Consider the following 22,188-nt stretch of genomic DNA (forward strand, 5'->3'; position numbering starts at 1 on the left):
TGCAGTGTGTGAAGACTATTGGTTGAACAACCGCTCGACATAGTCAAAACCTATCTGCTCATAGCTAGCAAAGATTGGACTTACGCTGTTGACAGTGATAAAACAAGGATAAGCAAAATCAAGGGGGAACGGAACATGGAGTACTCATTTTCAAAATCTGTCGAAGCACTATCCTCCTCGGCTGTCCGGGAAATCTTGAAGCTGACCCAAGGCAATCAAGTGCTCTCGCTCGCAGGTGGACTGCCAGCAGAGGATTCTTTTCCAATCGCAGAGATGCGCGAAGCGTTTAACCGTGCGTTCGATCAAGGAGCAAAAGCTCTTCAATATGGATTGACTGATGGATACGTACCGCTTCGTGAGTGGATTGCATCCCGCATGAAGCAAAAGCATATGAACGTCGGTGTAGATAATATGATCATCACTACGGGCTCTCAGCAAGCAGTAGACTTGCTGTGCCGTGTATATTTAGACGAAGGCGATGTCGTTCTCGTTGAAAATCCTACTTATTTGGCAGCCGTTCAGTTATTTCAATTCCGGGGAATCAAAGCGATCCATGTAGACGGTGACGCCGATGGGATGGATTTGGATGATCTGGCGAAAAAAATAGCCCAGTATCGCCCGAAAATGGTGTACGTCATTCCTACCTTTGCCAATCCGACAGGAAAGGTATGGAGCCTCGAACGCCGTCTCGGCTTGCTTCGTCAATGTAAGGCGCAAAACATTCTCATCCTGGAAGACGATCCATATGGAGAGATCCAATTCGATGGGGAAGCACCGTACCGCTCGGTTTTCTCACTGGATGAACATCCGACCGATTCTTGTGTAGTGTACACCAGTACCTTTTCCAAAATTGTCGCGCCAGGCTTGCGTACCGGATGGGCCATTGGAGATACACGCGTGATTCAAATGATGGTGAAGGCGAAGCAAGCAGTGGATTTGCAGTCGAGCACAATTGACCAGTACGCTCTGTATGAGCTGTTGTCCCGCTTTGATCTGGAGCGCCACATTGAGAAAATCCGCGAGTCCTACAAGGCGCGCATGGAGTGGATGCATGAGCTCTTGGTTGCGCAAAACTGGGAGGGCGTACAGTGGGAAAAACCAAGAGGCGGGATGTTCCTCTGGGTGAACCTGCCTGAGCACGTCGATGCAGAGAAGCTGCTGGCCCGATCCGTAAAGGAAGGCGTGGCATTCGTACCAGGGAAGCCGTTTTATGCAGCCGAGCCGCAAGTCAATACGATGCGCTTGAACTATACGCTCTTGAACCGGGAAGACACGGAGCTTGCGATTTCACGACTGGGCAAAGCATTCCACGCCTATAGTGAATCACTGGTGACAAATGTGTAATGGAAGCAAAAAGACAACCAATCTCCTTGAGCTGGTTGTCTTTTTTAATGCATGTTTACAGGGAAAGCTCCCTTTGCGCCCGATCCAGCCATTCATTCACAAGCTCTGTAAACAGAAGCGGCTGCTCAATCTGTAAGTTGTGTCCGGCACAATCGAGAGCGGCAAAAGAAGAGCGAGGATAGCCTTCGATGATATTCCAAATATCGCGATAGCCGACAGAATGATCTTGTTTGCCCACAACAAAAAGACTCGGATGTGGGAAGGGGGTCGTATCCAATGGGAAGGACACGCCATACGCTTGTCTGATTTTCGTGAGGAAAGAAGGGTCAGACAGCATGTAGCCGTCGACAATCTCCTTTTTATAGCGGTTCCAAGTATATTCAGTAGCTACTACTGCCATCGACTCAAACTCCGCTCGCTCTGTCTCACTCAACTTCTCCCAGAGCGAAGGTTCCTTTACTAGGACGGGTTTATCCGGCAGTGTGCGCTTTTCTTTATCAGGAATGATGTTCGGGCAGATGAACAGGGCGCCCTTCACTTGATCCCGGCGCTTCTCGATAACTGCTCGTGTAAGATATCCGCCGTATGATTCACCCGCAATGAAAAAAGGTTCACCTGGAATGAGTTGATCGATGAACGCGAGGACAACCTCCAGAATATCGTCCGTAGTGTGGATATGTTCGTAGTTTTCCGTTTGTCCCATTCCGGGCAGGTCTATGTATAGGCGTCGGTATCCCGGACGTTTCTCAAAAATTGGTTCCAGACAACCAGTCATGCATCGGTGATCAAGTGAAAAGCCGTGAATCATTACGACAGGAAAACCGCTTCCGATCTCCTCATAATAAAGGTTGACGCCATTGACCTCGCATCTCATAAAAAGCCCCCCAATGACACTTGTGTCAGATTGTTTCGAAAGTTTGTAACGCACGTTCTTATTATAAGTGATCTGGTACATATTTCAAGGATGAAAAAACACACCCACAACGAGAATCGTCAATGGGTGTGCCAAAGGGCTTCCTATTCTTCTGTTTCTTCCAAGGTGCAAATGGCACTTGGACGCTTGATCCGCAATACAACGCACTCATATACACGGAACAGACTGTTCATTTGCTCGTCTCCGAGGAATGCAGAGTCGAAGTCTTCTGCAATCGCCAGGTCGAGATTGTGACGGCCAGTCGCTACCAAGACGCCGGAACGGCCTTTAATGGTAGGAGATTGGAAGACACCATCTGTAACGAGATTGCGAACATGCTCGATCTCAAGTACGTTGGTGCCTTTGTGCACGCGATGCAAGAGAGAGTAGAGCTCAGGAGAAACAACCAGTGCATACGGACCGCTGTGTCCCATTTTCAACAGCTTGTTGCGTGCTTCCACGATATCGGCAAACGCATTGCCAGATTCCATCCAATCGCTCTTCAGATGAGTGAGGCGGCCTTTCACGTTCATCAGACCAGGAAGGTCGAATTCCGCAGCACCGTTGAAGATCAGATCGTCTTCCATCAGTGCACCACCAGCAGCTGCGTTGGCAGCCGCGCTCATGTCCAAAGGCATGCCCAGTGTACGTGCCTGGGCAACATCGCGCCAGTAGAGCATGAAATCCTTGTACAGGATCGGAATCGTCATGCTGACACGGCGGCTAGGCTGTGTCATTTCGAGAGATTCTCCGCGCAGGGAGAGACCGCCAAAACGGGATTCTTCATATACATCGTTGGTAATGGTTTGGATGCCTTCACCCAATGGTCCATAAATATCGATAAAGCGACGTCCTACCAGCTGGCGGCGAGCCATGTCAACGACAGTTGCGTCCAGTTGGTTCCATTCGTCAGTCGTCAAGGGAGAGTCTGGGTATTTACGAAGCTTGTCCATAGTGTAACCTCCATGTTATTTCAGGATTTCCGATTCGCTACATTCCTTTCAAGCTGCCAACTGTCAGTCCTTTTTTACCGGAAACGGCAGGGGCGGAATGCTTGATCACGGAAGCAACACCGTGAGGAGCGGAAGCCGAAGCTTTCAAATGATCGACCTGGTGAATGTCGTGCCCCTCATCGTGATCAGTGAGATCAGGATGAGCCGCATCAGAGAATCGTTGGCTCATGTTCGCCATGATTTCTTTGACTGTCAAATAGTCTGTATGCGTCTTTTCACGCATGCCATCTAGGAGCTGACGTGTTTCGTCATCCTTGAATTCATACAGGGAGAGCTCCAGATGCTCGCGGAAATTGTGCAGTCCAAAACGTTCCAGATTCACATCGGACAGCATTTGCGAGAGGTCGCGATCACTTAGCTGATCCAGGCTTTTTCCTGAGGACAGCTTCTCCAGGTGGGGAACCAATTCCTGCAAGCGACCCATGCGCTGTTCTTCTTCTTCCAAAATATGATGGTAGTAAAGGCGAGTATGCTCGTCCGTTGCCGCGTCGATAATCGGCTGGATAACGCCCATGAAGCTGTTGATGTAACCTCTGGTGCGATCAAAAATGGCGTGCAGCTGTGTAATTTCTTGCACTCTACGCCACCTCCTCATTACAATCTATTTTTTCATTATACCGTTGGAAAAAACACCCGGGCAACACTTATGTACATTTTCCTATGATTACGAAGAATATGGTGCGGTGTAATTTGGAAAAGGGGGTGGGAACGCTAGAGCGCCGTGGCTTTGCCTACAGGCTTCGTTTCTAGTTTTGTTTTTTGACAAAAAAGTTATCATGGAGAGTATTGTCAAAGGCTGTTGGGAATGATAATATTTATCAATAAGAGTGATATTCATTATCAATTAGCATTCTGAGAAGATAACATAAATCCTACATTCACTTAAATTTAAGGAGGTAACAAGTTATGTCATCCATTTTAGTAATAGGCGGAGATCGCCTGGGCAATATTATCGAACTTTTGCAAGGTCAAGGCTTCAAGGATATTCACCACGTAACTGGACGGAAAAGCTCGCAAACTGGGGTGAAAATTCCAGCTGGTATCCACATGATTTTGGTGTTGACTGATTTCGTCAATCACAACTTGGCCAAAACGGTGAAAAACCAAGCCAAAGATCGCGAGCTGCCCATCGTGTTCTGCAAGCGTTCGTGTTCTGCGATTGCCAAAGCTTTTGATCTCACTGCGTAAATACATACTCTCCAGATGGGGCAGACTACGATCGTGAGTCTGACACCAACGGAGGAATGACGATGGAACAGAATCGTTTGGGTGAACTGCCTATCGCACAGCTTACGGCCGCTCAGCTGCAACAATTAAAACAGGCAGAAGAACAAATCAACGTAGAAGGTCCAAATGTATATCTTATTGCATTAGAGAAGCAATCCCCGTCCTCTTAGACGGGGTTTTTTGTTGAAGCGCGTGCTTCTCACTTGAATACGTATTGCTCCAGTTGGGTTTTGAGGGCATCAATCCCGATGGCGAAGCCCAAGCATTGGCTGGATTGAATGATGAAGGCATTGAGACCAACGACTTCCCCATTCAAATTAATGAGTGGACCTCCGCTATTTCCTGGGTTAATGGCAGCATCCGTCTGAAAAATTTCTTCGTACATACGCTTCGCAACCTGTAATCGACGGTTTTTAGCACTAATGATTCCCGCTGTCACAGAATTTTCCAAACCCAGTGGGGAACCGACGCTGATGACCCATTCTCCTACTTTTGTATGAGAGGAGTTGCCTAGTGGCAACGGATATAGCTTGCAGTCTGCATCAATTTTGATGACGGCGTAATCCCGGACTCGATCGGCTATAATGCGTTTGGCTTCAAACACTCTACCGTTATATAGCTTCACGAAAATGTTTTTGGATTTGCCGATGACATGCTCGCTCGTCAAGATATACCCTTTCGGATGAAAAAGAAATCCGGAGCCAAAGCTTCGTTCCATGGGTGGAGAATTATCTTCATGATCAATGAGGCTGCGAATTAACGAATCCACGTCTTTGGAATGGGGAGCATCCTCGGTTACGATGGAGACTACTCCCTCTTGAACTCGCTCGACAATGGGAACGAAGAAATTGAATGGGTGCAGACTGCTGCTGCTCACAGGGTACTTTACCCGCGTATACTGGGACCATTTTTTACTTTTCACCGATCTCTCCCCCTACAGCAGATAGGTATGTATCATCTTATGGGGAGTGGGGAGGGAAGGGACGCCCAATTTCTAGTCACGTGAAGGATATATCATTAATTTTGATTGATATAATAAAGAAATAGCATTGGTATAATTATTTAAATCCATTTATAATAACATGTAGTTAAAGAATATTTTGAACATAAAGGCTAAGTCCTAGCCGCTAGAGAGAGAAAAAGAACGGTAACGGAGGATGCGAAGAGATGGATGTTAAAACGATCATACTGGGTTTCTTGAGCTATGGGGAAATGAGTGGCTATGATATTAAGCAAGCGTTTACAAATAGTATTGGATCCTTTTATGACGCTAGCTTTGGTGCTATTTATCCAGCATTGCGCAAACTGGAGGAAGAAGGCTTCGTGACGAAGCAAGAAATCATTCAGTCTGGCAAGCCGAACAAGATTTTGTACCGCATTACAGAAGCCGGGAAACAATCTTTCCGTCAAGAAATCCAGACGCCGATCTTGCCGCCAGTATTGCGTTCAGACATGCTGGTTAAGATTTTCTTCGGCAAGAGCCGCACGATCGACGAACAAAAGGATTTGCTAGAGGGCTGCTTGGATACACAACGTCAATTGCTCCAACAAAGTAAGGCCTCTTATAAAAAGCTGGAAATGAATTTTGACGAATATCAACGTTTTTGCTGGGAATATACCATACATCAACTGGAGTCAACGATTTCCTTTATGGAACAAAAAATGACTTCCTTGTTGAAACAACCAGCTTATTCCGTTTAGTCACATAAAGCGAAGGGCTCATGTCTTGTGAACAATGAGCCCTTCGCTTATTTTCATTTATTTAAGGTTTTCTGGATTGAGGCATTCGAGCTCTGGTACAACGAAACGTCCGTCTTTGCGAATTAGGCGATCGTCAAACCAAATTTCTCCACCGCCCCACTCAGGACGCTGAATCATAACCAAGTCCCAGTGAATGGAGGATTTGTTTCCGTTAAACGCTTCATCATATGCCTGTCCTGGTGTGAAGTGGAAGCTTCCATCGATTTTTTCGTCGAAGAGGATGTCTTTCATCGGATTTTGGATATACGGATTCACGCCGATGGCGAATTCCCCAACGAATCTGGCACCTTCATCGGTATCAAAGATTTCATTGATCTTCTCTGTATCGTTGGCAGTTGCTTCGATGATTTTGCCATCCTTGAAGGTGAGCTTGATATTGTCGTATGTAAAGCCTTGGTAAGGAGATGGCGTGTTGTACGCGATCGTACCGTTGACGGAATCACGGACAGGGGCAGTGAATACTTCTCCGTCAGGGATGTTGGCTTCACCTGCACATTTGATTGCCGGAATATCTTTAATGGAGAAGGTCAGATCAGTGCCAGGCCCTACGATACGTACCTTGTCGGTTTTCTCCATCAGCTCGACCAGGCTGTCCATGGCTTTATCCATTTTACCGTAATCAAGGGTACACACTTTGAAATAGAAATCTTCGAAAGCAGCGGTGCTCATATTAGCCAACTGAGCCATGGATGCATTTGGATAGCGAAGCACGACCCATTTGGTATGCGGTACGCGAATATCCAGTACAGGACGCGCTAGCAGCTTGGAATGCAGCTGCATTTTGTCTCCAGGCACATCGGAGAGCTCACTAATGTTGTCGCCGCCGCGGATGCCAATGTAGCAATCCATTTGTTTCATGAAAGCCACATCTGCTTCACGCATGATACCCAATTGTGTTTCGTTGGCACCCATCAAGAGCTCGCGCTGAACGGATTGGTCGATCAGTTGGACAAACGGATTTCCTCCAGCTTCGTATACCTTGGCAATTACGGCTTTTGTCAGATCCGTAACGTTGCCAATGGAGTAAATTAAAACGTTTTCACCAGGCTTGACAGTCACGGAATAATTAACGAGGACATCAGCCAGTTGTTCAATTCGTGAATCTTTCATAGGAAGGGGATCCCTCACTTTCCATATCATTCTTTTCCATTGTACACAACTCAAACAGAAAAAAGCTACCCACTGACGAGGGTAGCTTGCGGAGGAAACGCGCTTGAAGGATTCGGTACTTCATGTATATGCAACGACCTACTGAATATGGCTATATCTTCGGGGAAGAACGATTAGTCGCAGCTGCACCCGATAATAACCAGCAGGATGAAAAGAATCAAAACCAGAGTGAAGCCGTCGAATTCTCCATTAAAGATGCCGCTCATCGAATAAACATCCTCCTCATATGTGTGTTAAGCCTCTTGTGCTTACATCTACAACATATGGGTGAGCGCATAGGACCGAACCGGGCATCCGCCCATTTTTGCGAAAATTGTTTTGGTAATCTCTTATTTTTCAACCTCTTGCATTTCTCGATGTTTATTATTCTGAAAAGCAGGAAAAGCTAGAGGATACCAAAAGACTTTGCAAGTATGAAAGGATGTTTATGTGATGCAAAGATCAATATCAAGCCTACAGCATGATCTGGTCCAAATTACGATTAATGTTGGAGAAGACTTTAAATCCATTGTGTGGAAAGCGCAGTACGATATGGACTTTAATACAGAATGTCTCTTTTGTTTCTCCGAGCAAATTACTGGCTACCGTGTCGAAGATGAAGACGGAAAAGCGGGGAAAGTCGCTGTTTGTCCGCATTGTGAAAAAGTAAACGCTATCTACGCGTGAGATTGAAGTTTTGATCGTTAAAAGAAAGACGATGCCGATTGTTGGCACCGTCTTTTTTCTTTCATTTTTTAGTAAGGTACCGATGTGCCAACAAAGCTGGTGAGAAGAAAAAGCACAGAGCTCGCAGACCTTGACAACGCCTACCCAGTCGAAACTTCAAAAAGGGGACCCGGTTGTCGAACACTTCATCCCTGAGAAACAACCGCCCGTAGGGTGGCTTTGGATCGACGGTCCCCTTTTTGAAGTGGAGACGGACAGTCAATCCCCCCTGCGGGCGGGTCAGAGTCGAAGAGAACTGTGCTTTTTCTTTTCCTCCACTATGTTGACTCTAGTTTATATCTGGCTCTATATCCACCAAGTACCACCTGCTCTCTAGCAGGATTGAAAGGAGGACTCTCGAATAGTATGAGAGACATACATATAGATAGGTAGGGGTGAACACCGTGCAAAAGAGATGCACCCGCTGTGGGAACGAAATGGAGATCGTGCTGCGCAACGTCGTGTACAGGAAACGAGTGAAAATCATGAATGTACCTGTACAAGTCTGCGTGGACGAAGATTGTGACCATTCCCAAGTGGTAGATGTGATTAAGGATGATTTGAAGTCACTCATGGAGGAACTGGGCCAACATCCGCAGCGCCAGGCAATCGAATTCGAAGAAATGTCAGAGTTATCCAACTTATTGGTATTGATTGCTAATGAGAAGGTGAATTCGACCGTAAGAGAATTACTTGGTGAAAAAGTCAACGAGCTATTGGATCTGTTTTTGTTGGCGCAGTCCCTTGGCGATGAAAAATGGATGCTGGAGCTACGCGAACGTCTAACGAAAATTATGGTGTAAGGATTAAGAGATGCCTAGAAGATAGGTATCTCTTTTTTCATTTCTCCATGCACCGCAAATATAGACTTTGCTGCTTGGACTTATGTATACTGATAGGCACATAACATAAGGAGAGATGAACATGTCACAAAAACAGCTTCACTCCATAGAAGAACTGGATGAGTTCGTAGCAAAAAGTGGGAAAAAGCTCTTGTTTAAGCATAGCACGATTTGCCCAATCAGTACGTCCGCTTATGATGAGTTTCAGGCGTATTTGCTGGACAATCAAGTGGAATCTGCGGTCATTCTGGTACGAGAGGATCGCCCTGTCTCCAACGCCGTAGCGGATCTTTTTTCCATCAAACACGAATCCCCGCAAATCTTTTTGCTGGAGAACGGGGAAGTAAAATGGCACACGTCTCACTGGAAAATCACAAAGGACGCGATTGGCCAGGCGCTCAACGCGTAATCAAAAAGCCGGGACACCCGATAAGCGAGGTGAATCCGGCTTTTTGTATGGAGAAAAAGAGCGGTGGAGAGACTATTCCCAGAATAGCTCTAACTTGTCTCCACTTTTCAATTCTGTCTGGAAGTTGGCTAGTTCGCCATTGACGAGCATGACGAATCCGGAGATACTCTCACGGTCGGGCTTTTCTAAGGAAACATCGACAAAACGGAAGACGTCACTAAACACAGGTGTAGACGCAGGTGAGGATTTTACCGTGATGTCGGCACCTTCACTCACGGGATCAGAGGCATTCGCTGCTCTTCCGTCTACGGTAATGGTTACCTGTGCGACAGGCAATACGACCCGTTCACCATTGAAGTGTACGATCATTGTCTCCTGTACCCATTCTTCCAAGGGGATGACCTCTTGTATGGAAGGGGCGGGGACTTCATCCAGCTGATAGACGAGAACATCACCTTGCCGGACGATATCTGTCACGGTTGCTGGTCTTCCGTTCAGCTCGATCACCTCGACATGGGATGGAATCGAATAATCTTGTCCATTCACACAAAAATGCAAGCCTGATTCCGCGGACGTTTTCAGTTCTGCGAGCTCCAGTACTTCATAGACAGTGCGGGGAAGGCGGATGTCCACCTCGGCACGATCAGAGATCAAGGTATCGAGAGTACTAACTGCTCCGTTAACATGTACGACTGGACCGAGCGAGTAGGGACGATCATTGCAGATCACCTCAAGCGTGTCCAGCTCATCGAATAAATCTTTGGCAAACACACGTGCATCATCGCCGTTTGTACCAGCCACAACGGTGATTTGGTCCCCGTCATTGATTGGCGCGTCGAGACTGACGCCCTCCCCGTTGCGCTGAATCACCGGCGCTGTACCATGACCACCTGGAATCATTTTCATCCGTCCGTTTACGGTAACGGTCATCGCCAATCCGGGGCGACCATACAGACGGCGGATATCCAGTCCGGATGCAATGAGCGCATCACCCAACGTCATTTTTCGCAAGTCGAATATGCGCACAGGAGTGTCATTGACTGTAACCGTTACATAGCGCAATGGATGACGGCGAGCAGCAACAGCAATGCCGACTGGCGTTACAAACTCAGGTCCACTGAGCGCCGGATTGTCTCCGACGTATTGTTTAATCGCATCTCCGCCTCTAACGGCAACACGGGCGGCAGGAATATTCAAAACCTGAGCGACTTTTCCAGTAAGCCCAGGGGTGAGGCTGCCACCGCCGATCAGCATGACCGCTTGTGGAGCTTTTCCGTTGAGCTCCAATATTTTGAAGGCAATTTTATCAGCGAGTTGCTGGATGTCTGCTTCAATCGCACTGGTTACCTCGGCAGCGCTCATCGTATGCTCTATGCCAAGAATGTCTGAGAAAGTGACGGACTCCTCGGTGGATAAGAGGCGCTTCACTTCTTCTGCCATCGGAAAATCCATGAGAAAGGCATTCATGAGCGAATCCGTGATTTCATCGCCGGCAACAGGCACCATGCCGTAGGCAGTAATCGCCCCTTCCTCAGTCAGCGCGACGTCAGAAGTACCTGCCCCAATGTCCACTAATGCGATATTCAGTCGGCGCATCGTCACAGGAATCAGGACATTAATGGCCGCAATCGGCTCCAGTGTCAACGCCTGCATTTCCAGATCGCATCGTTTCAGAGCAGCAATTAGCGAGTCGACAACCACGCGTGGAAGGAAAGTTGCGATCACATCTACGCTTGCTATGTCACCCCGTTGGTCAATCAGACTGCCGATCAACTCTCCATCCAGATGGTAGTGGACGACGCTGTAACCGACGCAATAATAGCGGGTGACGTCTTGATCCTTTAGCTCTTGAGCTAATGCGGCTTGGGCCTCCTGTACAGCAGAAAACTCCAAAGCGACAACATCTTCGCGCGAGATGAAGGCATGTCTGGCTAACGGCATGTCCACACGTACGCGGCGGGTTCGCAATGACCGACCGGCAGCAGCGACCGCTACCTGATGCAGCTTGCCGTATTTCCCCTCCAGCTCTTCTTTTATTTGTTGAATCACCTTAGCTACGGCGACAATATCGTGAATTTGCCCATCGAGCATAGAGCGTTCATCGTGCTCTCGAATGGCGCAGTCCAATACGCGGTACTGCTCGCCGGTCGTTTCCACGATCAGGCCGACGACGCTGCGCGTTCCAATATCTAATGAAAAAATGAGCTCAGGGGCTGTGATGTCAGACAAAAGTAGGTCACTCCTTGTAAGAGGTTGTTCATAAAGTCTTTACAATACTTATCGGTGATTTTGGACTGTATCGGAAAGGAACAATCACTTTTAGCTAGAACATATATCCAAAACTATTCGATTTGAAAGGGAAAGAATCCTGTCGAATCAAGGAATCTTCTTCGTTTTGACGAATAATTGGAAAAGATAAAAAAACAGAAAAAATTTACTTTCGCGCTTTTTGGCGCTAAACTGCTGACAAGGGTGTTTGAATCGATTATAATTACCCTAATTTATCGATAAATCCCTATAAAAAAAGAGGAGAGTGGAGAGAGATGGCACACGATCAAATCGAAACCATGCGCAAGCAGATAGACGAGATCAACCTGCAAATTCTTGAATTGATCAACAAACGAGCTACCTTGGTTCAAGAGCTCGGCAAAGAAAAAGAAAAACAGGGCAGCAACCGTTTTGACCCAGAGCGTGAGCGCCAAATGCTCAATCTGCTCGTTGAAAACAATAAAGGTCCTTTCAATGACAATGCGATTCGTCATTTGTTCAAACAAATATTCCAAGTTTCCTTAGATCTGCAAGACGACGATAAGAAAAAAGTACTCCTCGTTAGCCGTAAGAAAAAGGCAGAGGATACGGTTATCACGGTAAAAGGCGTAGAGTTCGGAGGGAAAAATCCGATTCTGATCGCAGGTCCTTGCTCCGTGGAAAGCTACGAGCAAGTAAGAGCAGTAGCAGAAAACCACGCAAAACGCGGACTGCGCACACTGCGTGGCGGTGCGTACAAGCCTCGTACCTCGCCATACGACTTCCAAGGTCTGGGTGAAGAAGGCTTGCAAATTCTCAAGCGTATCGGGGATGAATTCAACCTCGTAACAATCAGTGAAATCGTGACGCCAGCGGATCTTGAGATGGCGACGAAATACATCGATGTTATCCAAATCGGGGCTCGCAATATGCAAAACTTCGAGCTGCTGAAGGCGGCAGGTCGTGTGAACAAGCCGATCCTCTTGAAGCGTGGCCTCGCTGCTACGATTGAAGAGTTCATCTACGCGGCAGAGTACATCCTGTCCGAAGGTAACACACAAGTCATGCTGTGCGAGCGTGGAATCCGCACCTACGAAAAAGCGACACGCAATACGCTCGATATTTCTGCTGTACCACTCCTCAAGCAGGAGACGCACTTGCCAGTGTTTGTAGACGTGACGCACTCTACAGGTCGTCGTGATCTGCTCTTGCCTTGCGCGAAAGCAGGTTTCGCAGTCGGTTCTGATGGTATCATGGTAGAGGTTCACCCAGATCCAGATGTGGCACTGTCTGATGCGAAGCAACAGTTGAACATTCCACAGTTCAACGAGTTTGTTGATGAACTGCTCGCTTCCGGCCTGTACAAAGGCGATATAGTGCCAACAAGAGTATAAGAATACCTTTCGGGTATAGTTAAAGGGTCCTTCCTGCGCGCGGGAGGACCTTTCTCATTTGACGAACCATTGGCGACCAAGTAAGCTAGAATTACGTGCTGATATTGGTGAAGGAGGATAGGCCATATGGAAGACAACCATCAATGTTGCTCGACTGATCGGTCCACTGAAAGGCCGGATAAAATCAAGTCTAATCTCATCTCCCGTCTCAATCGAGTAGAGGGACAAGTTCGCGGAATTCGCGGAATGGTAGAAAAGGATGTCTACTGCGACGACATTCTTAATCAAATTGCGGCTGTGCAGTCTGCACTGAATGCGGTTGGGAAAATGCTCCTCGAAGGACACATGAAAAGCTGTGTGATGGATCGCATTCAGCAAGGCGATCATGAAGTGATTGATGAGCTTTTGAAAACGATGAACAAACTTATGAAGTAACGGGTGCGCAAGCCGTCAAAAACGATTGCATCGGCATACGGCTTGTCGTATCATAGGTGCATATATTTATGAAAACGCTTATGAAAACCAGAAAATAGGGAAATGAGGGTGCATGATGCCGGTTACTATATACGATGTAGCAAGAGAAGCGGGGGTGTCGATGGCGACAGTTTCCCGCGTAGTCAACGGGAATCCCAACGTAAAGCCTTTGACCCGAAAAAAGGTATTGGCTGCGATTGAGCGCTTGGGATATCGACCGAATGCGGTTGCTCGTGGACTCGCTAGCAAAAAAACGACAACAGTTGGTGTCATCATCCCGGATATCTCCAGCTTGTTTTTCTCTGAATTGGCGCGAGGGATTGAAGATATCGCTACCATGTACAAATACAACATCATCCTGTGTAACTCTGACCAACGGATGGAAAAGGAATTGCAGCTCATTAATACCTTGCTCGAAAAGCAGGTGGACGGGCTTCTGTTTCTAGGCGCAGAAATCAAAGAAGATCATTTGCAGGCTTTAACAAGCACCTCTGTACCGACTGTACTCGCCGCGACTCGCGATGCGGACAACGTCCTACCGTCGGTTAGCATTGACCACTTCCAAGCCGCATACGATGCGACGGAAGCACTGGTTGCACGCGGGCACAAGCGCATTGCGATGATCGCAGGTCCTGCAAATGATCCATTGGCAGGGTTGATGCGCTACGAAGGCTATAAAAAGGCATTGAAAGATGCGGGTATAGAGCTGGATGAAGAGCTGATTGCGACAGGCAACTACTTTTATGAATCTGGCTTGTCCACTACAAAAGCTTTTCTTGCTCTTAAAAATCCGCCTACGGCGATTTTCGCAGCGAATGATGAGATGGCCATTGGCGCGATCCATGCCATTCAAGATTCTGGTTTGAACGTGCCAGGTGACATCGAAGTTATTGGTCACGATAATATTCGTCTGGTTGAAATGGTACGTCCACGACTGACTTCTGTCGTACAGCCCATGTATGATATTGGTGCGGTGGCGATGCGCCTGTTGACCAAGTACATGAATAACGAGAATGTCGAAGAGCATGTCGTGCTGCTGCCACATCGAATTGAGTATCGGGAGAGCACAAAACCTGAGCAAGCTTGAGCGAAAAGGGACGTAGGCCATTGACAGCAAGAGGGGGATGGGAAATGCGTTACGGAATTATCGGCGCGATGGATGAAGAAATCGCGCTTTACTTGGAAGCGATGCAAGATACGTCTACTGTGACCAAAGCAGGCATTACCTATTACATAGGGAAAATGGAAGGCAAGGATGTCGTTCTGTGCAAATCAGGTGTCGGCAAGGTGAATGCTGCCGTGACGACGCAAATCCTAATCGATTCATTCCAAGTAGAACGTGTCATTTTCACAGGTGTGGCAGGAGCCGTTCAACCTGAATTAAATATTGGTGATATTGTGGTTTCGACGGATTGCATCCAACATGATATCGATGTGACACCGCTTGGCTTTGAGCCAGGACAAATTCCGTTTACAGAGCAATGGACTTGGCAAGCGGATGCTGGGCTGATGCAGCAAGCGATCGATGCGGGCAAGGAGCTAGAAGCGGGAGTTCAAGTAGTGAGCGGGCGTATCTTGTCCGGCGACCAGTTCGTTGCCAGTCGGGAAAAGGTTCAATGGCTATATGAGCAATTTGGAGCACACTGCACCGAAATGGAAGGGGCATCTGTCGGACAAGTATGTGCGATGAATGGCGTGCCGTTTGTCGTGGTTCGCTCGATGTCTGATAAAGCAGACGGCTCCGCGCATGTAAACTTCGTGGAATTTACCAAGCTGGCTTCCCAACGCTCTTACGCAATTGTCCGTAACATGCTGATAGCTTCTCAAGCATCGACAGCTGCGGGAGTAATCGTCTACTCGACGAAAAACTGTGTGGATTGCGACATGGTTAAAAATTGGCTGACAGCAAAAGGGGTTTCCTTTGAAGTACGCGATGTCATGACGAGTCGTGCCTATCAAGAGGAAGTGGAGCGCTTTGGCTTCATGGGTGTGCCTGTAACAGTCGTAGGCGATAAAGCGGTAAAAGGCTTTGCACCTTCTGAGCTGGAAGAGCTAGTGAAATAGAGTTTGGCATAGAAAAAGCGTGCTGACCAGTATCCAAGGGTACGAGGGCAGCACGCTTTTTTTATTTCTCTGATCCAATAGGTGCGTACAGCATCGCACGTTCTAACGTAAGCCGATTTTTTTCCGTAATCTCTGTTCGTCGTGGGATTGTTGGGAATGGTTCGTCAAAAAGCCGAGGTGGCAAGGGCAAATCTGTCTCAGGCTGCCAGCGCTTGAGCCAGGCTTCGGGAAGTTCACCGTCTGAAAGAGGCTGATCGCTCATCTCACTCCATACCAGCGTCCACGCCCGTGGTACCACCCGCCAAATATCGTAGCCCCCGCCGCCTACCGCAATCCAACGACCGTCACAATATTCATGAGCGAGACGGTGAGCAAGACGAGGAATCGCTTGATAAATCTTCATCGAGCAGGACAAATGGGTGAGGGGATCGTACGCATGAGCGTCACAACCATTTTGGGTCAGGATGACATCGGGCTTGAAGCCAGCTGCTAGCTTTGACACCAGCTCTTCATACACTTCCAGGAAAGAATCGTCTTCCGTGAAGGCATCGAGCGGAACGTTGACAGAATAACCGTAACCACTTCCATCTCCCCGTTCAGACAAATTGCCTGTTCCCGGGAAGAGATACTTTCCCGTTTCGTGAATGGATACAGTCAGTACATGAGGGTCATCATAAAACGCCCACTGGACCCCATCTCCATGATGGGCGTCTGTGTCGATGTACAGCACACGCGCATTCCAGTTTTTTCGCAAATAAGCGATCGCGACGGAGCAATCGTTGTAGATACAAAATCCAGAGGCGCGTCCACGAAAGGCATGATGCAGTCCACCAGCGGGATTGAAGGCGTGTTCTGCCTGTCCACTCATAACCGCGTCTACTGCGTTTAACGTACCTCCGACGATCAGCGAGGACGCTTCATGCATGTTCGAAAAACAGGGAACATCCTCTGTTCCCAAGCCATAACTGGCTGCCTGAGGAAGCTCGTGTTCACTATGGCCCTGATCGCGAACAAATTGGATATAACGTGGGTCATGCACCAGGGCGAGCTCTTCATCTGTCGCCGGACGGGGAGTCAGGATGTCTGAGTCTTTGAGTAATCCGTAACTGCTCATCAGATCGTGTGTGAGGAGCAGACGACGCTGGTTGAACGGATGATCATCATGAAAATAATATTGCGTGTAGTCTGGAGAGTAGATCAGACGAGCATTTCGGCTCACTGGGGTATCCCTCCTTCCGTAGGTCCGATTACGGAAAAGCCTTTTTCAAGGAGCAATTGCGTCACGATACGCGGATCAATGGTCTGTACCCGAAAAACAAGGTTCTTTTTCGCGGGCTTTTTCCCAGGAAAGACTACGATGCTCGTGACATTTACTTGTGCATCGCGAAAGACTTGACTGACTTCTGCCAGCATGCCGACGCGGTCATCTACTTCGACTTCGATATGGGAGCTAGGTTTGTTAACGCCGAATAATTCAATCAGGCTAGAGAAAAGATCCGATTCCGTGATCAATCCCACGAGCCGATTCCCTTCGACGATGGGTAGAGAGCCGATTTTGTGCTCGTATAGTTGGAGGGCTGCGTCTTCGATGAAATCCAGTGGGTGGGCAGTGATGACTTGTTGATTCATGATATCGGCTACAGGCTTGTGCAGGACGGTGTCGTCATCGTCATGTGTGAGCAGCCGAGAGGGGAGAGCGTCTCGCAGGTCACGGTCCGAGACAATGCCGACGAGTGAGTCGTTTTCAATGACAGGTAAATGCCTGATTCTGTTTGCACGGAGGAGAAGAAGCGCTTCTCCGATTGTAGTGGATGGCTGGATCGTGACTATTTTTTTCCGCATAATCTCTTCAATACGCATAAGAGTGACCTCCTGGAATCAAAAGGCGTCCAAACTAGTAAAGAAAACGATTTTGAAACCGCATAGCATCAAAAGCAACGACTGTTTCTGGGGGTACACGCTTGCCGATTTTGGCCATGAGACAGTTGGCGGGATGTGAGCATATTTCCGGGTCGTCTGTCGCCATCCAGCTTAGGCCTGCGCTGCCCATGACCTTTTCCATGACCTTTCTGTATTGCCACACATCGAGTCCTGTCCCTTTCAGATCCCAATGCCAGTAATACTCCGTTGTAAGAATGACGTAGTCTTCCATGGCGTCGTCCAGGAAGGCGACTTCCAGCAGCTTTTTGCCTACGCCACCCGCTCTCACTTTATGACTGATTTCAATCGCGCCCAGCTCCAACAAATCGGGCAGTTGCGCTTGTGACCATCGCTCCAATGGATCGGGGTGCAGAAAGGTCACGTAGCCGAGGACGAGGTCTCCTTCGCGTGCAATGATAATGCGCCCTTCAGGCAAATCAGCGATTTCAATGAGAGCTTCATGCTGCTGTTCAGGGATACGAAAAGCTTTCAGTCCCTCATCAAAGCGTAATGAGGCTAGATAACTTCCTGTAATCGGTCCTTCGACGAGCAGCTCCTTGTTGTTCACCATTAGGCTCAATGAATGATAGCGTTTGACGTGCTCCATCAGTTCCCCCCCTTACGATTGTAGAAAAACAGAGATGGCGTCTAACCATCTCTGTCAGTTGTCATTCCAGTTTATTCTGTGGTGTTGGCAGTTACGATGTTAGAATGTGGCGATTCTCCGTAACTGTTGACTGCGGTAATGTAATAGTTACTGCCATTCGGTACTTCTGCTGCGTGTGTAAAGCTTGTGCTAGAGACAGTACCGAGTAGCAAATAGCCGCTTGCTAAGTCTGGGCTAAAATATACGTTGTACATCTGCTCAGACGAGCTGCTTCCTTTCCACTTTAGCTGCCAACCGTTAGGCGTATTTTTGATAGACAAGGATTTCGGAGCAGCAGGTGGTAAAGCGGAATCTGTGCTTGTATTCGTGCCTCCTGATCCATCTGGAGGGTTAGTCCCAATTCCATCTGGATCTGTCTGACCATTCCCGTTATTGTCCATCGGATTCGGGATGCCTGTTCCCGTACCTTGATTTGGATCAGGCAACTGCCATGTCTGTGTAGAACCGACAGAAGAGATTGCGGACGGCTGCGATTCATGGCCAGCGATATCCACAGAAGTGACATAATAGCCTAAATCTCCGTGGGTTGCAGTCGTATCGGCAAAAGTCAATTCGGATGGATCTTTCACAGTCGCTACTTTGACAAAGCCGTTCTGCACATCAGCGCGGTAGATACGATAACCGACCAAGTCAGCTTCTTTGGCTGATTGCCAGGTAAGCGTAACTTGCTTGCCTGAGCCTGTGGCTGTTACACCGCTTGGCGAAGATGGCACTCCACCCTCCTCAGTACGAGGGTCTTCCTTGTCAGGTAGGCGCTGCTCCCAATCTGGTGGTTGGCTGGCGACCCGACTGTTTTTCGCTTGAATTTGCTCCTTGGTAGGTAGCGGATCAGGTGAGCGGTAGAAGACGCCTTCGGTAACAAAATCTTCAGGTGTTCCTTCCTTCGCCAAATACCGTTCGCCATTATACGTAATGACGCGTGCTTTTTGGTGGGTATCGTCCACCTTCGTCGGAACGAACTTGCTGTTGAACAAATCAGTGATCAAATGGCCAGCTTCTTTCGAGAGCTCACTTGGCAAAAGACCTGATTTCGAGTCAACAGTCGCGCTGACAATTCCCGCTGGCTTTTTAAAGGTGGAGTCAGAAGGTGAAAGGTTCGGATGCTTTGCAATGACATCCTTCATGACCTTACCCCATATGACCATCGGAACATATTTGTCTGCGTCTGGCATTGGATATGGCTCGTCAAAGCCAACCCATACCCCCATGGACAGCTCTGGCGTGTAACCGACGAACCAAAGGTCGTTGCTGTTGTTCGTTGTTCCGGTTTTACCAGCCACATCGACTTTGCGCGGCACGTATTTGCGGATGTGTGTACCTGTACCGTTATTGACAACGGTACGCATCATATCAGTGATCAAGTATGCTGTTTGCTCGCTGTATACTTGCACAGGTTTGTTTTCATGGTGGTAAATTACTTTTCCGGTGTTATCTTCAATTCGGTCAATCAGATAGGCATCCACGAAAGAACCGTGATTCGCGAATGTCGCATAGGCGTTTGTAATTTCCTCGGCAGTTGTTCCGTAGGTAAGACCGCCAATTACACCAGTGGCTGCATAGTTGTCAGCATCGACCAATGTTGTGATTCCCATTTTCTTCACATATTCGAGAGCCGTTCGAATGTCAACTTTTAAATACGTCTTGATCGCCGGGATGTTCCAGGACATCCGCAGTGCTTCGCGGGCACTCATAATCCCTTGCCATTTGTTGTTCCAGTTCTTAGGTAAATGGGAACCGTTCTGGCCGTCAGCGAGTAGCACCGGGGCGTCATCGATTGGGGATGCTGGCTGGAGCAATCCCAGTTCAAAAGCAGGAGCATAAGCTGCAAGTGGCTTCATGGCCGAACCAGGCTGGCGTGGTACGGTGGCGTGGTTCGTCTGTTCCACCTTGAAGTCACGTCCCCCGATCATGCCGAGGATGGCTCCTGTTTTGTTGTGAATCAGCATTGCGCCGACTTCTTCCAGAGCATTTTCGATTTTCTCTGTTTTGCCGTTCGAGCGACGAATCGTATAGGTGCGATTCTTACCGAAGTTTTTCGGATCGGCTGCAATAGCTTGCATGATGTCATATACGTTCTTGTCGATTGTGGTATGTATCTTGTACCCTTTTCGCAGTATGTCACGACGTTTCTCTTCAACCAGCTGTCGGTATTCGTTGCGGCCGATGGTTGACTTATCTCGCCCTTTTTCCAAGAGGTCTGCATCCACAAGTTGACGTGCGGCACGATCTTCAATTTCCATCATCAAGAAAGGTACTTCTCGATAGGCCTGCTGCGTCGGTTTTGCTAGCTGTGCCTTCAAATCACCTGTGAGAGCTCCATCGTATTGGGTTCGTGTGATGTAGCCATTTTCCAGCATGCGATCCAGCACCATTTTTTGGCGTTCCTTCCCGCGCTGATAGCTTTCTGCACGGAATGGAGAGTAGGCACCTGGGTTTTGAATCATTCCCGCAAGATAGGAGCCCTCAGCGAGCCCGAGCTCTTTTACATCTTTGCCAAAAATCCCTTTTGCAGCAGCCTGTACGCCGTATACGTTTGATCCGTTGGCGTTTTTTCCGAAGTAAATTTCGTTCATGTAGGCTTCTAGAATCTGATCTTTGGAAAACATGCGCTCAATCCGAATCGCGGTAAAGATTTCACGGGCCTTACGGGTGTGGCTAACTTCAGCAGAGAGGATTGTATTTTTTACAAGCTGCTGTGTAATCGTACTACCACCTGTTACGACAGGTTGGTTGGTAATTTCCTGAATCGCTCCGCGCATGGTAGATTGAAGCGAAACTCCGGAGTGGTGGTAGTAGGTTTTGTCTTCAGTTGCGATGATGGCATTAATTAAATAGGGAGAAACGTCTGCTTTCTTCACCAAACGTCGATCGCCTTCTTCGGCCCGCAATTGACCGATCAGAGAGCCGTCGTTGTAGTAGGCGAATCCAGTCAGATAGTTGGTGAAGATTTTATTCTCCAGTTCCTCCTTGCTGCGCACAGGCTCGTCCTTCACGAGTGCGGCAACATAACCTGTCACGATTCCTCCCGCGACTGCAGCTCCCATTAGCCCAAGTACGAAAACGATTTGGAAGATGATCCAGAACGTTCTACTACGGCTTCTGCGTCGCTTTTTCTTCGTCGGTTCAGAGGAAGATGTGTGGTTATTCGACATAGTCTACGACCCCCTAGCATACCACCTGATTATACCATACGAGGAACCTAGAGGATAGAATATGCGTAGGAGATAGCAAAATGTGTCAAAAACCGTTGAAAGTTGTCGGTGAATGAAAGCAATAAAAAAAAGAGCAGGCCGACAAGCGGCACTACTCTTTTTCTTTTTATCCTCAGACGATTAACGGCTGTAGAACTCAACGATCAGAACTTCGTTGATTTCAGCTGGCATTTCTTCACGGTCTGGCAGACGAGTGAAGGTACCTTCAGCAGCAGCATCGTTGAATGTAACGTAGTTCGGCAGGAAAGTGCGACCTTCCAGAGCGTCCTTGATCAGTTGCAGACCACGGGACTTTTCACGAATGGAGATTACATCACCCGGTTGTACGCGGTAGGATGGGATGTTTACTTTTTTGCCGTTTACCAGGAAGTGACCATGGTTTACCAACTGACGAGCAGCTGGGCGAGTTGGAGCAAAGCCCATGCGGTATACCACGTTATCCAGACGGGATTCCAGCAATTTCATGAAGTTTTCGCCCACTACGCCAGCCATTTTGCTAGCATTGTCGAAAGTGCGGCGGAATTGTTTTTCGTTAAGGCCAAACATGTGGCGCAGTTTTTGCTTTTCTTGCAACTGGATTCCGTACTCGCTCAGTTTACGACGGTTGTTGTGACCGTGTTGACCTGGAGGGAAGTTGCGTTTGATGTCTTTTCCTGTACCATCGAGGGAGATACCCAGACGACGAGCAAGTTTGTGACGAGGTCCTGTGTAACGTGACATGTATTCATTCTCCTTTAATATGGATTCGCAGGTGTTTACTTCCGGCAGGTTAGTTCCTACTTTATCTACACGAACTTCGGACGGTAGCGTTTCCGCATCGTGCTCC

The 22,188-nt window shown here is 48.1% G+C and carries 23 protein-coding genes; 11 read left to right on the forward strand and 12 right to left on the reverse strand.

The window, feature by feature from the left end; genetic code table 11:
- Positions 1–135: 135 nt before the first annotated feature.
- Positions 136–1,344 (forward strand): aminotransferase-like domain-containing protein, encoded by a 1,209-nt coding sequence (locus E8L90_RS02305; protein WP_137027828.1) that lies wholly within the window; start codon positions 136–138, stop codon positions 1,342–1,344.
- 55 nt (positions 1,345–1,399) lie between these two features.
- Here E8L90_RS02305 and E8L90_RS02310 read toward each other — a convergent pair whose 3' ends face one another.
- From E8L90_RS02310 to E8L90_RS02320, 3 genes are all read right to left on the reverse strand, one after another.
- On the reverse strand, positions 1,400–2,218 hold the full coding sequence (locus tag E8L90_RS02310) for an alpha/beta fold hydrolase (RefSeq protein WP_137027829.1): 819 nt from the start codon (positions 2,216–2,218) through the stop codon (positions 1,400–1,402).
- Positions 2,219–2,361: 143 nt separating this feature from the next.
- Positions 2,362–3,210, reverse strand: a complete 849-nt coding sequence (locus tag E8L90_RS02315) for a family 1 encapsulin nanocompartment shell protein (protein ID WP_137027830.1) — start codon at positions 3,208–3,210, stop codon at positions 2,362–2,364.
- 37 nt (positions 3,211–3,247) lie between these two features.
- On the reverse strand, positions 3,248–3,847 hold the full coding sequence (locus tag E8L90_RS02320; RefSeq protein WP_137027831.1) for an IMEF encapsulin system ferritin-like cargo protein: 600 nt from the start codon (positions 3,845–3,847) through the stop codon (positions 3,248–3,250).
- 329 nt (positions 3,848–4,176) lie between these two features.
- On the opposite strand from E8L90_RS02320, the gene E8L90_RS02325 reads away from it, so the two are divergent.
- Together E8L90_RS02325 and E8L90_RS30050 are read left to right on the forward strand one after the other, a co-directional pair.
- A complete protein-coding gene (locus E8L90_RS02325; protein WP_016742090.1) occupies positions 4,177–4,458 on the forward strand; it encodes a DUF2325 domain-containing protein in 282 nt (93 codons plus the stop codon).
- A 62-nt stretch (positions 4,459–4,520) separates the two neighbouring features.
- Complete coding sequence (locus E8L90_RS30050) at positions 4,521–4,667, forward strand: hypothetical protein (protein ID WP_167497571.1); 147 nt, start codon at positions 4,521–4,523, stop codon at positions 4,665–4,667.
- A gap of 29 nt (positions 4,668–4,696) precedes the next feature.
- On the opposite strand, the gene E8L90_RS02330 is transcribed toward E8L90_RS30050, so the two are convergent.
- Positions 4,697–5,419 (reverse strand): S1C family serine protease, encoded by a 723-nt coding sequence (locus E8L90_RS02330; RefSeq protein ID WP_167497572.1) that lies wholly within the window; start codon positions 5,417–5,419, stop codon positions 4,697–4,699.
- Positions 5,420–5,664: 245 nt separating this feature from the next.
- Here E8L90_RS02330 and E8L90_RS02335 point away from each other — a divergent pair, with 245 nt between their 5' ends.
- On the forward strand, positions 5,665–6,198 hold the full coding sequence (locus E8L90_RS02335; RefSeq protein ID WP_137027832.1) for a PadR family transcriptional regulator: 534 nt from the start codon (positions 5,665–5,667) through the stop codon (positions 6,196–6,198).
- A gap of 57 nt (positions 6,199–6,255) precedes the next feature.
- On the opposite strand, the gene E8L90_RS02340 is transcribed toward E8L90_RS02335, so the two are convergent.
- On the reverse strand, positions 6,256–7,368 hold the full coding sequence (locus E8L90_RS02340; RefSeq protein ID WP_137027833.1) for an aminopeptidase: 1,113 nt from the start codon (positions 7,366–7,368) through the stop codon (positions 6,256–6,258).
- 173 nt (positions 7,369–7,541) lie between these two features.
- On the reverse strand, positions 7,542–7,634 hold the full coding sequence (locus E8L90_RS02345; protein ID WP_017250455.1) for a YjcZ family sporulation protein: 93 nt from the start codon (positions 7,632–7,634) through the stop codon (positions 7,542–7,544).
- A 226-nt stretch (positions 7,635–7,860) separates the two neighbouring features.
- Here E8L90_RS02345 and E8L90_RS02350 point away from each other — a divergent pair, with 226 nt between their 5' ends.
- From E8L90_RS02350 to ytxJ, 3 genes are all read left to right on the forward strand, one after another.
- Positions 7,861–8,094 carry a hypothetical protein gene (locus tag E8L90_RS02350; RefSeq protein WP_137027834.1) on the forward strand — a complete coding sequence of 78 codons (234 nt, stop codon included), beginning with the start codon at positions 7,861–7,863 and terminating at the stop codon, positions 8,092–8,094.
- 443 nt (positions 8,095–8,537) lie between these two features.
- On the forward strand, positions 8,538–8,936 hold the full coding sequence (locus E8L90_RS02360; protein ID WP_137027835.1) for a hypothetical protein: 399 nt from the start codon (positions 8,538–8,540) through the stop codon (positions 8,934–8,936).
- Positions 8,937–9,057: 121 nt separating this feature from the next.
- Positions 9,058–9,384, forward strand: a complete 327-nt coding sequence (ytxJ, locus tag E8L90_RS02365) for a bacillithiol system redox-active protein YtxJ (protein ID WP_137027836.1) — start codon at positions 9,058–9,060, stop codon at positions 9,382–9,384.
- 72 nt (positions 9,385–9,456) lie between these two features.
- Here the strand turns inward: ytxJ and E8L90_RS02370 are convergent, their stop codons facing one another.
- On the reverse strand, positions 9,457–11,613 hold the full coding sequence (locus E8L90_RS02370; RefSeq protein ID WP_137027837.1) for a cell division protein FtsA: 2,157 nt from the start codon (positions 11,611–11,613) through the stop codon (positions 9,457–9,459).
- Between the two features lie 314 nt (positions 11,614–11,927).
- Between E8L90_RS02370 and E8L90_RS02375 the strand changes: the two genes are divergently transcribed.
- The 4 genes from E8L90_RS02375 (at position 11,928) to E8L90_RS02390 (ending at position 15,563) form a co-directional block, all read left to right on the forward strand.
- A complete protein-coding gene (locus tag E8L90_RS02375) occupies positions 11,928–13,025 on the forward strand; it encodes a bifunctional 3-deoxy-7-phosphoheptulonate synthase/chorismate mutase (protein WP_137027838.1) in 1,098 nt (365 codons plus the stop codon).
- Positions 13,026–13,151: 126 nt separating this feature from the next.
- Positions 13,152–13,460, forward strand: coding sequence for a metal-sensitive transcriptional regulator (locus E8L90_RS02380; protein WP_007720961.1), 309 nt, complete (start codon positions 13,152–13,154; stop codon positions 13,458–13,460).
- Between the two features lie 115 nt (positions 13,461–13,575).
- Entirely contained in the window at positions 13,576–14,586 is a 1,011-nt protein-coding gene (gene ccpA, locus E8L90_RS02385) for a catabolite control protein A (RefSeq protein WP_017250448.1), read from the forward strand.
- Positions 14,587–14,630: 44 nt separating this feature from the next.
- A complete protein-coding gene (locus tag E8L90_RS02390; RefSeq protein ID WP_137027839.1) occupies positions 14,631–15,563 on the forward strand; it encodes a 5'-methylthioadenosine/adenosylhomocysteine nucleosidase in 933 nt (310 codons plus the stop codon).
- Between the two features lie 61 nt (positions 15,564–15,624).
- On the opposite strand, the gene E8L90_RS02395 is transcribed toward E8L90_RS02390, so the two are convergent.
- From E8L90_RS02395 to rpsD, 5 genes are all read right to left on the reverse strand, one after another.
- Positions 15,625–16,782, reverse strand: a complete 1,158-nt coding sequence (locus E8L90_RS02395; RefSeq protein ID WP_137027840.1) for an acetoin utilization protein AcuC — start codon at positions 16,780–16,782, stop codon at positions 15,625–15,627.
- Positions 16,779–17,423 carry a CBS and ACT domain-containing protein gene (locus E8L90_RS02400; RefSeq protein WP_137027841.1) on the reverse strand — a complete coding sequence of 215 codons (645 nt, stop codon included), beginning with the start codon at positions 17,421–17,423 and terminating at the stop codon, positions 16,779–16,781. Before E8L90_RS02400 ends, E8L90_RS02395 begins: the two co-directional genes overlap by 4 nt.
- 34 nt (positions 17,424–17,457) lie before the next feature.
- Positions 17,458–18,090, reverse strand: a complete 633-nt coding sequence (locus E8L90_RS02405; protein ID WP_137027842.1) for an N-acetyltransferase — start codon at positions 18,088–18,090, stop codon at positions 17,458–17,460.
- 71 nt (positions 18,091–18,161) lie between these two features.
- Positions 18,162–21,302, reverse strand: a complete 3,141-nt coding sequence (locus E8L90_RS02410) for a penicillin-binding protein 1A (protein WP_137027843.1) — start codon at positions 21,300–21,302, stop codon at positions 18,162–18,164.
- Between the two features lie 180 nt (positions 21,303–21,482).
- On the reverse strand, positions 21,483–22,082 hold the full coding sequence (gene rpsD / locus E8L90_RS02415; protein ID WP_137027844.1) for a 30S ribosomal protein S4: 600 nt from the start codon (positions 22,080–22,082) through the stop codon (positions 21,483–21,485).
- Positions 22,083–22,188: the final 106 nt, after the last annotated feature.

It is taken from the genome of Brevibacillus antibioticus, from assembly GCF_005217615.1.
In the GTDB taxonomy this organism is placed as follows: domain Bacteria; phylum Bacillota; class Bacilli; order Brevibacillales; family Brevibacillaceae; genus Brevibacillus; species Brevibacillus antibioticus.

What these genes read in the sequence shown, in the direction of transcription:
- E8L90_RS02345 (WP_017250455.1), bottom strand. Translation starts at nt 7,634, where the DNA reads ATGAGCGGCATCTTTAATGGAGAATTCGACGGCTTCACTCTGGTTTTG.
- E8L90_RS02410 (WP_137027843.1), bottom strand. Translation starts at nt 21,302, where the DNA reads ATGTCGAATAACCACACATCTTCCTCTGAACCGACGAAGAAAAAGCGA.
- ccpA (WP_017250448.1), top strand. Translation starts at nt 13,576, where the DNA reads ATGCCGGTTACTATATACGATGTAGCAAGAGAAGCGGGGGTGTCGATG.
- ytxJ (WP_137027836.1), top strand. Translation starts at nt 9,058, where the DNA reads ATGTCACAAAAACAGCTTCACTCCATAGAAGAACTGGATGAGTTCGTA.
- E8L90_RS02400 (WP_137027841.1), bottom strand. Translation starts at nt 17,423, where the DNA reads ATGCGTATTGAAGAGATTATGCGGAAAAAAATAGTCACGATCCAGCCA.
- E8L90_RS02390 (WP_137027839.1), top strand. Translation starts at nt 14,631, where the DNA reads ATGCGTTACGGAATTATCGGCGCGATGGATGAAGAAATCGCGCTTTAC.
- E8L90_RS02305 (WP_137027828.1), top strand. Translation starts at nt 136, where the DNA reads ATGGAGTACTCATTTTCAAAATCTGTCGAAGCACTATCCTCCTCGGCT.
- E8L90_RS02315 (WP_137027830.1), bottom strand. Translation starts at nt 3,210, where the DNA reads ATGGACAAGCTTCGTAAATACCCAGACTCTCCCTTGACGACTGACGAA.
- E8L90_RS02350 (WP_137027834.1), top strand. Translation starts at nt 7,861, where the DNA reads ATGCAAAGATCAATATCAAGCCTACAGCATGATCTGGTCCAAATTACG.
- E8L90_RS02310 (WP_137027829.1), bottom strand. Translation starts at nt 2,218, where the DNA reads ATGAGATGCGAGGTCAATGGCGTCAACCTTTATTATGAGGAGATCGGA.
- E8L90_RS02340 (WP_137027833.1), bottom strand. Translation starts at nt 7,368, where the DNA reads ATGAAAGATTCACGAATTGAACAACTGGCTGATGTCCTCGTTAATTAT.
- E8L90_RS02325 (WP_016742090.1), top strand. Translation starts at nt 4,177, where the DNA reads ATGTCATCCATTTTAGTAATAGGCGGAGATCGCCTGGGCAATATTATC.
- E8L90_RS02405 (WP_137027842.1), bottom strand. Translation starts at nt 18,090, where the DNA reads ATGGAGCACGTCAAACGCTATCATTCATTGAGCCTAATGGTGAACAAC.
- E8L90_RS02375 (WP_137027838.1), top strand. Translation starts at nt 11,928, where the DNA reads ATGGCACACGATCAAATCGAAACCATGCGCAAGCAGATAGACGAGATC.
- E8L90_RS02335 (WP_137027832.1), top strand. Translation starts at nt 5,665, where the DNA reads ATGGATGTTAAAACGATCATACTGGGTTTCTTGAGCTATGGGGAAATG.
- E8L90_RS30050 (WP_167497571.1), top strand. Translation starts at nt 4,521, where the DNA reads ATGGAACAGAATCGTTTGGGTGAACTGCCTATCGCACAGCTTACGGCC.
- E8L90_RS02380 (WP_007720961.1), top strand. Translation starts at nt 13,152, where the DNA reads ATGGAAGACAACCATCAATGTTGCTCGACTGATCGGTCCACTGAAAGG.
- rpsD (WP_137027844.1), bottom strand. Translation starts at nt 22,082, where the DNA reads ATGTCACGTTACACAGGACCTCGTCACAAACTTGCTCGTCGTCTGGGT.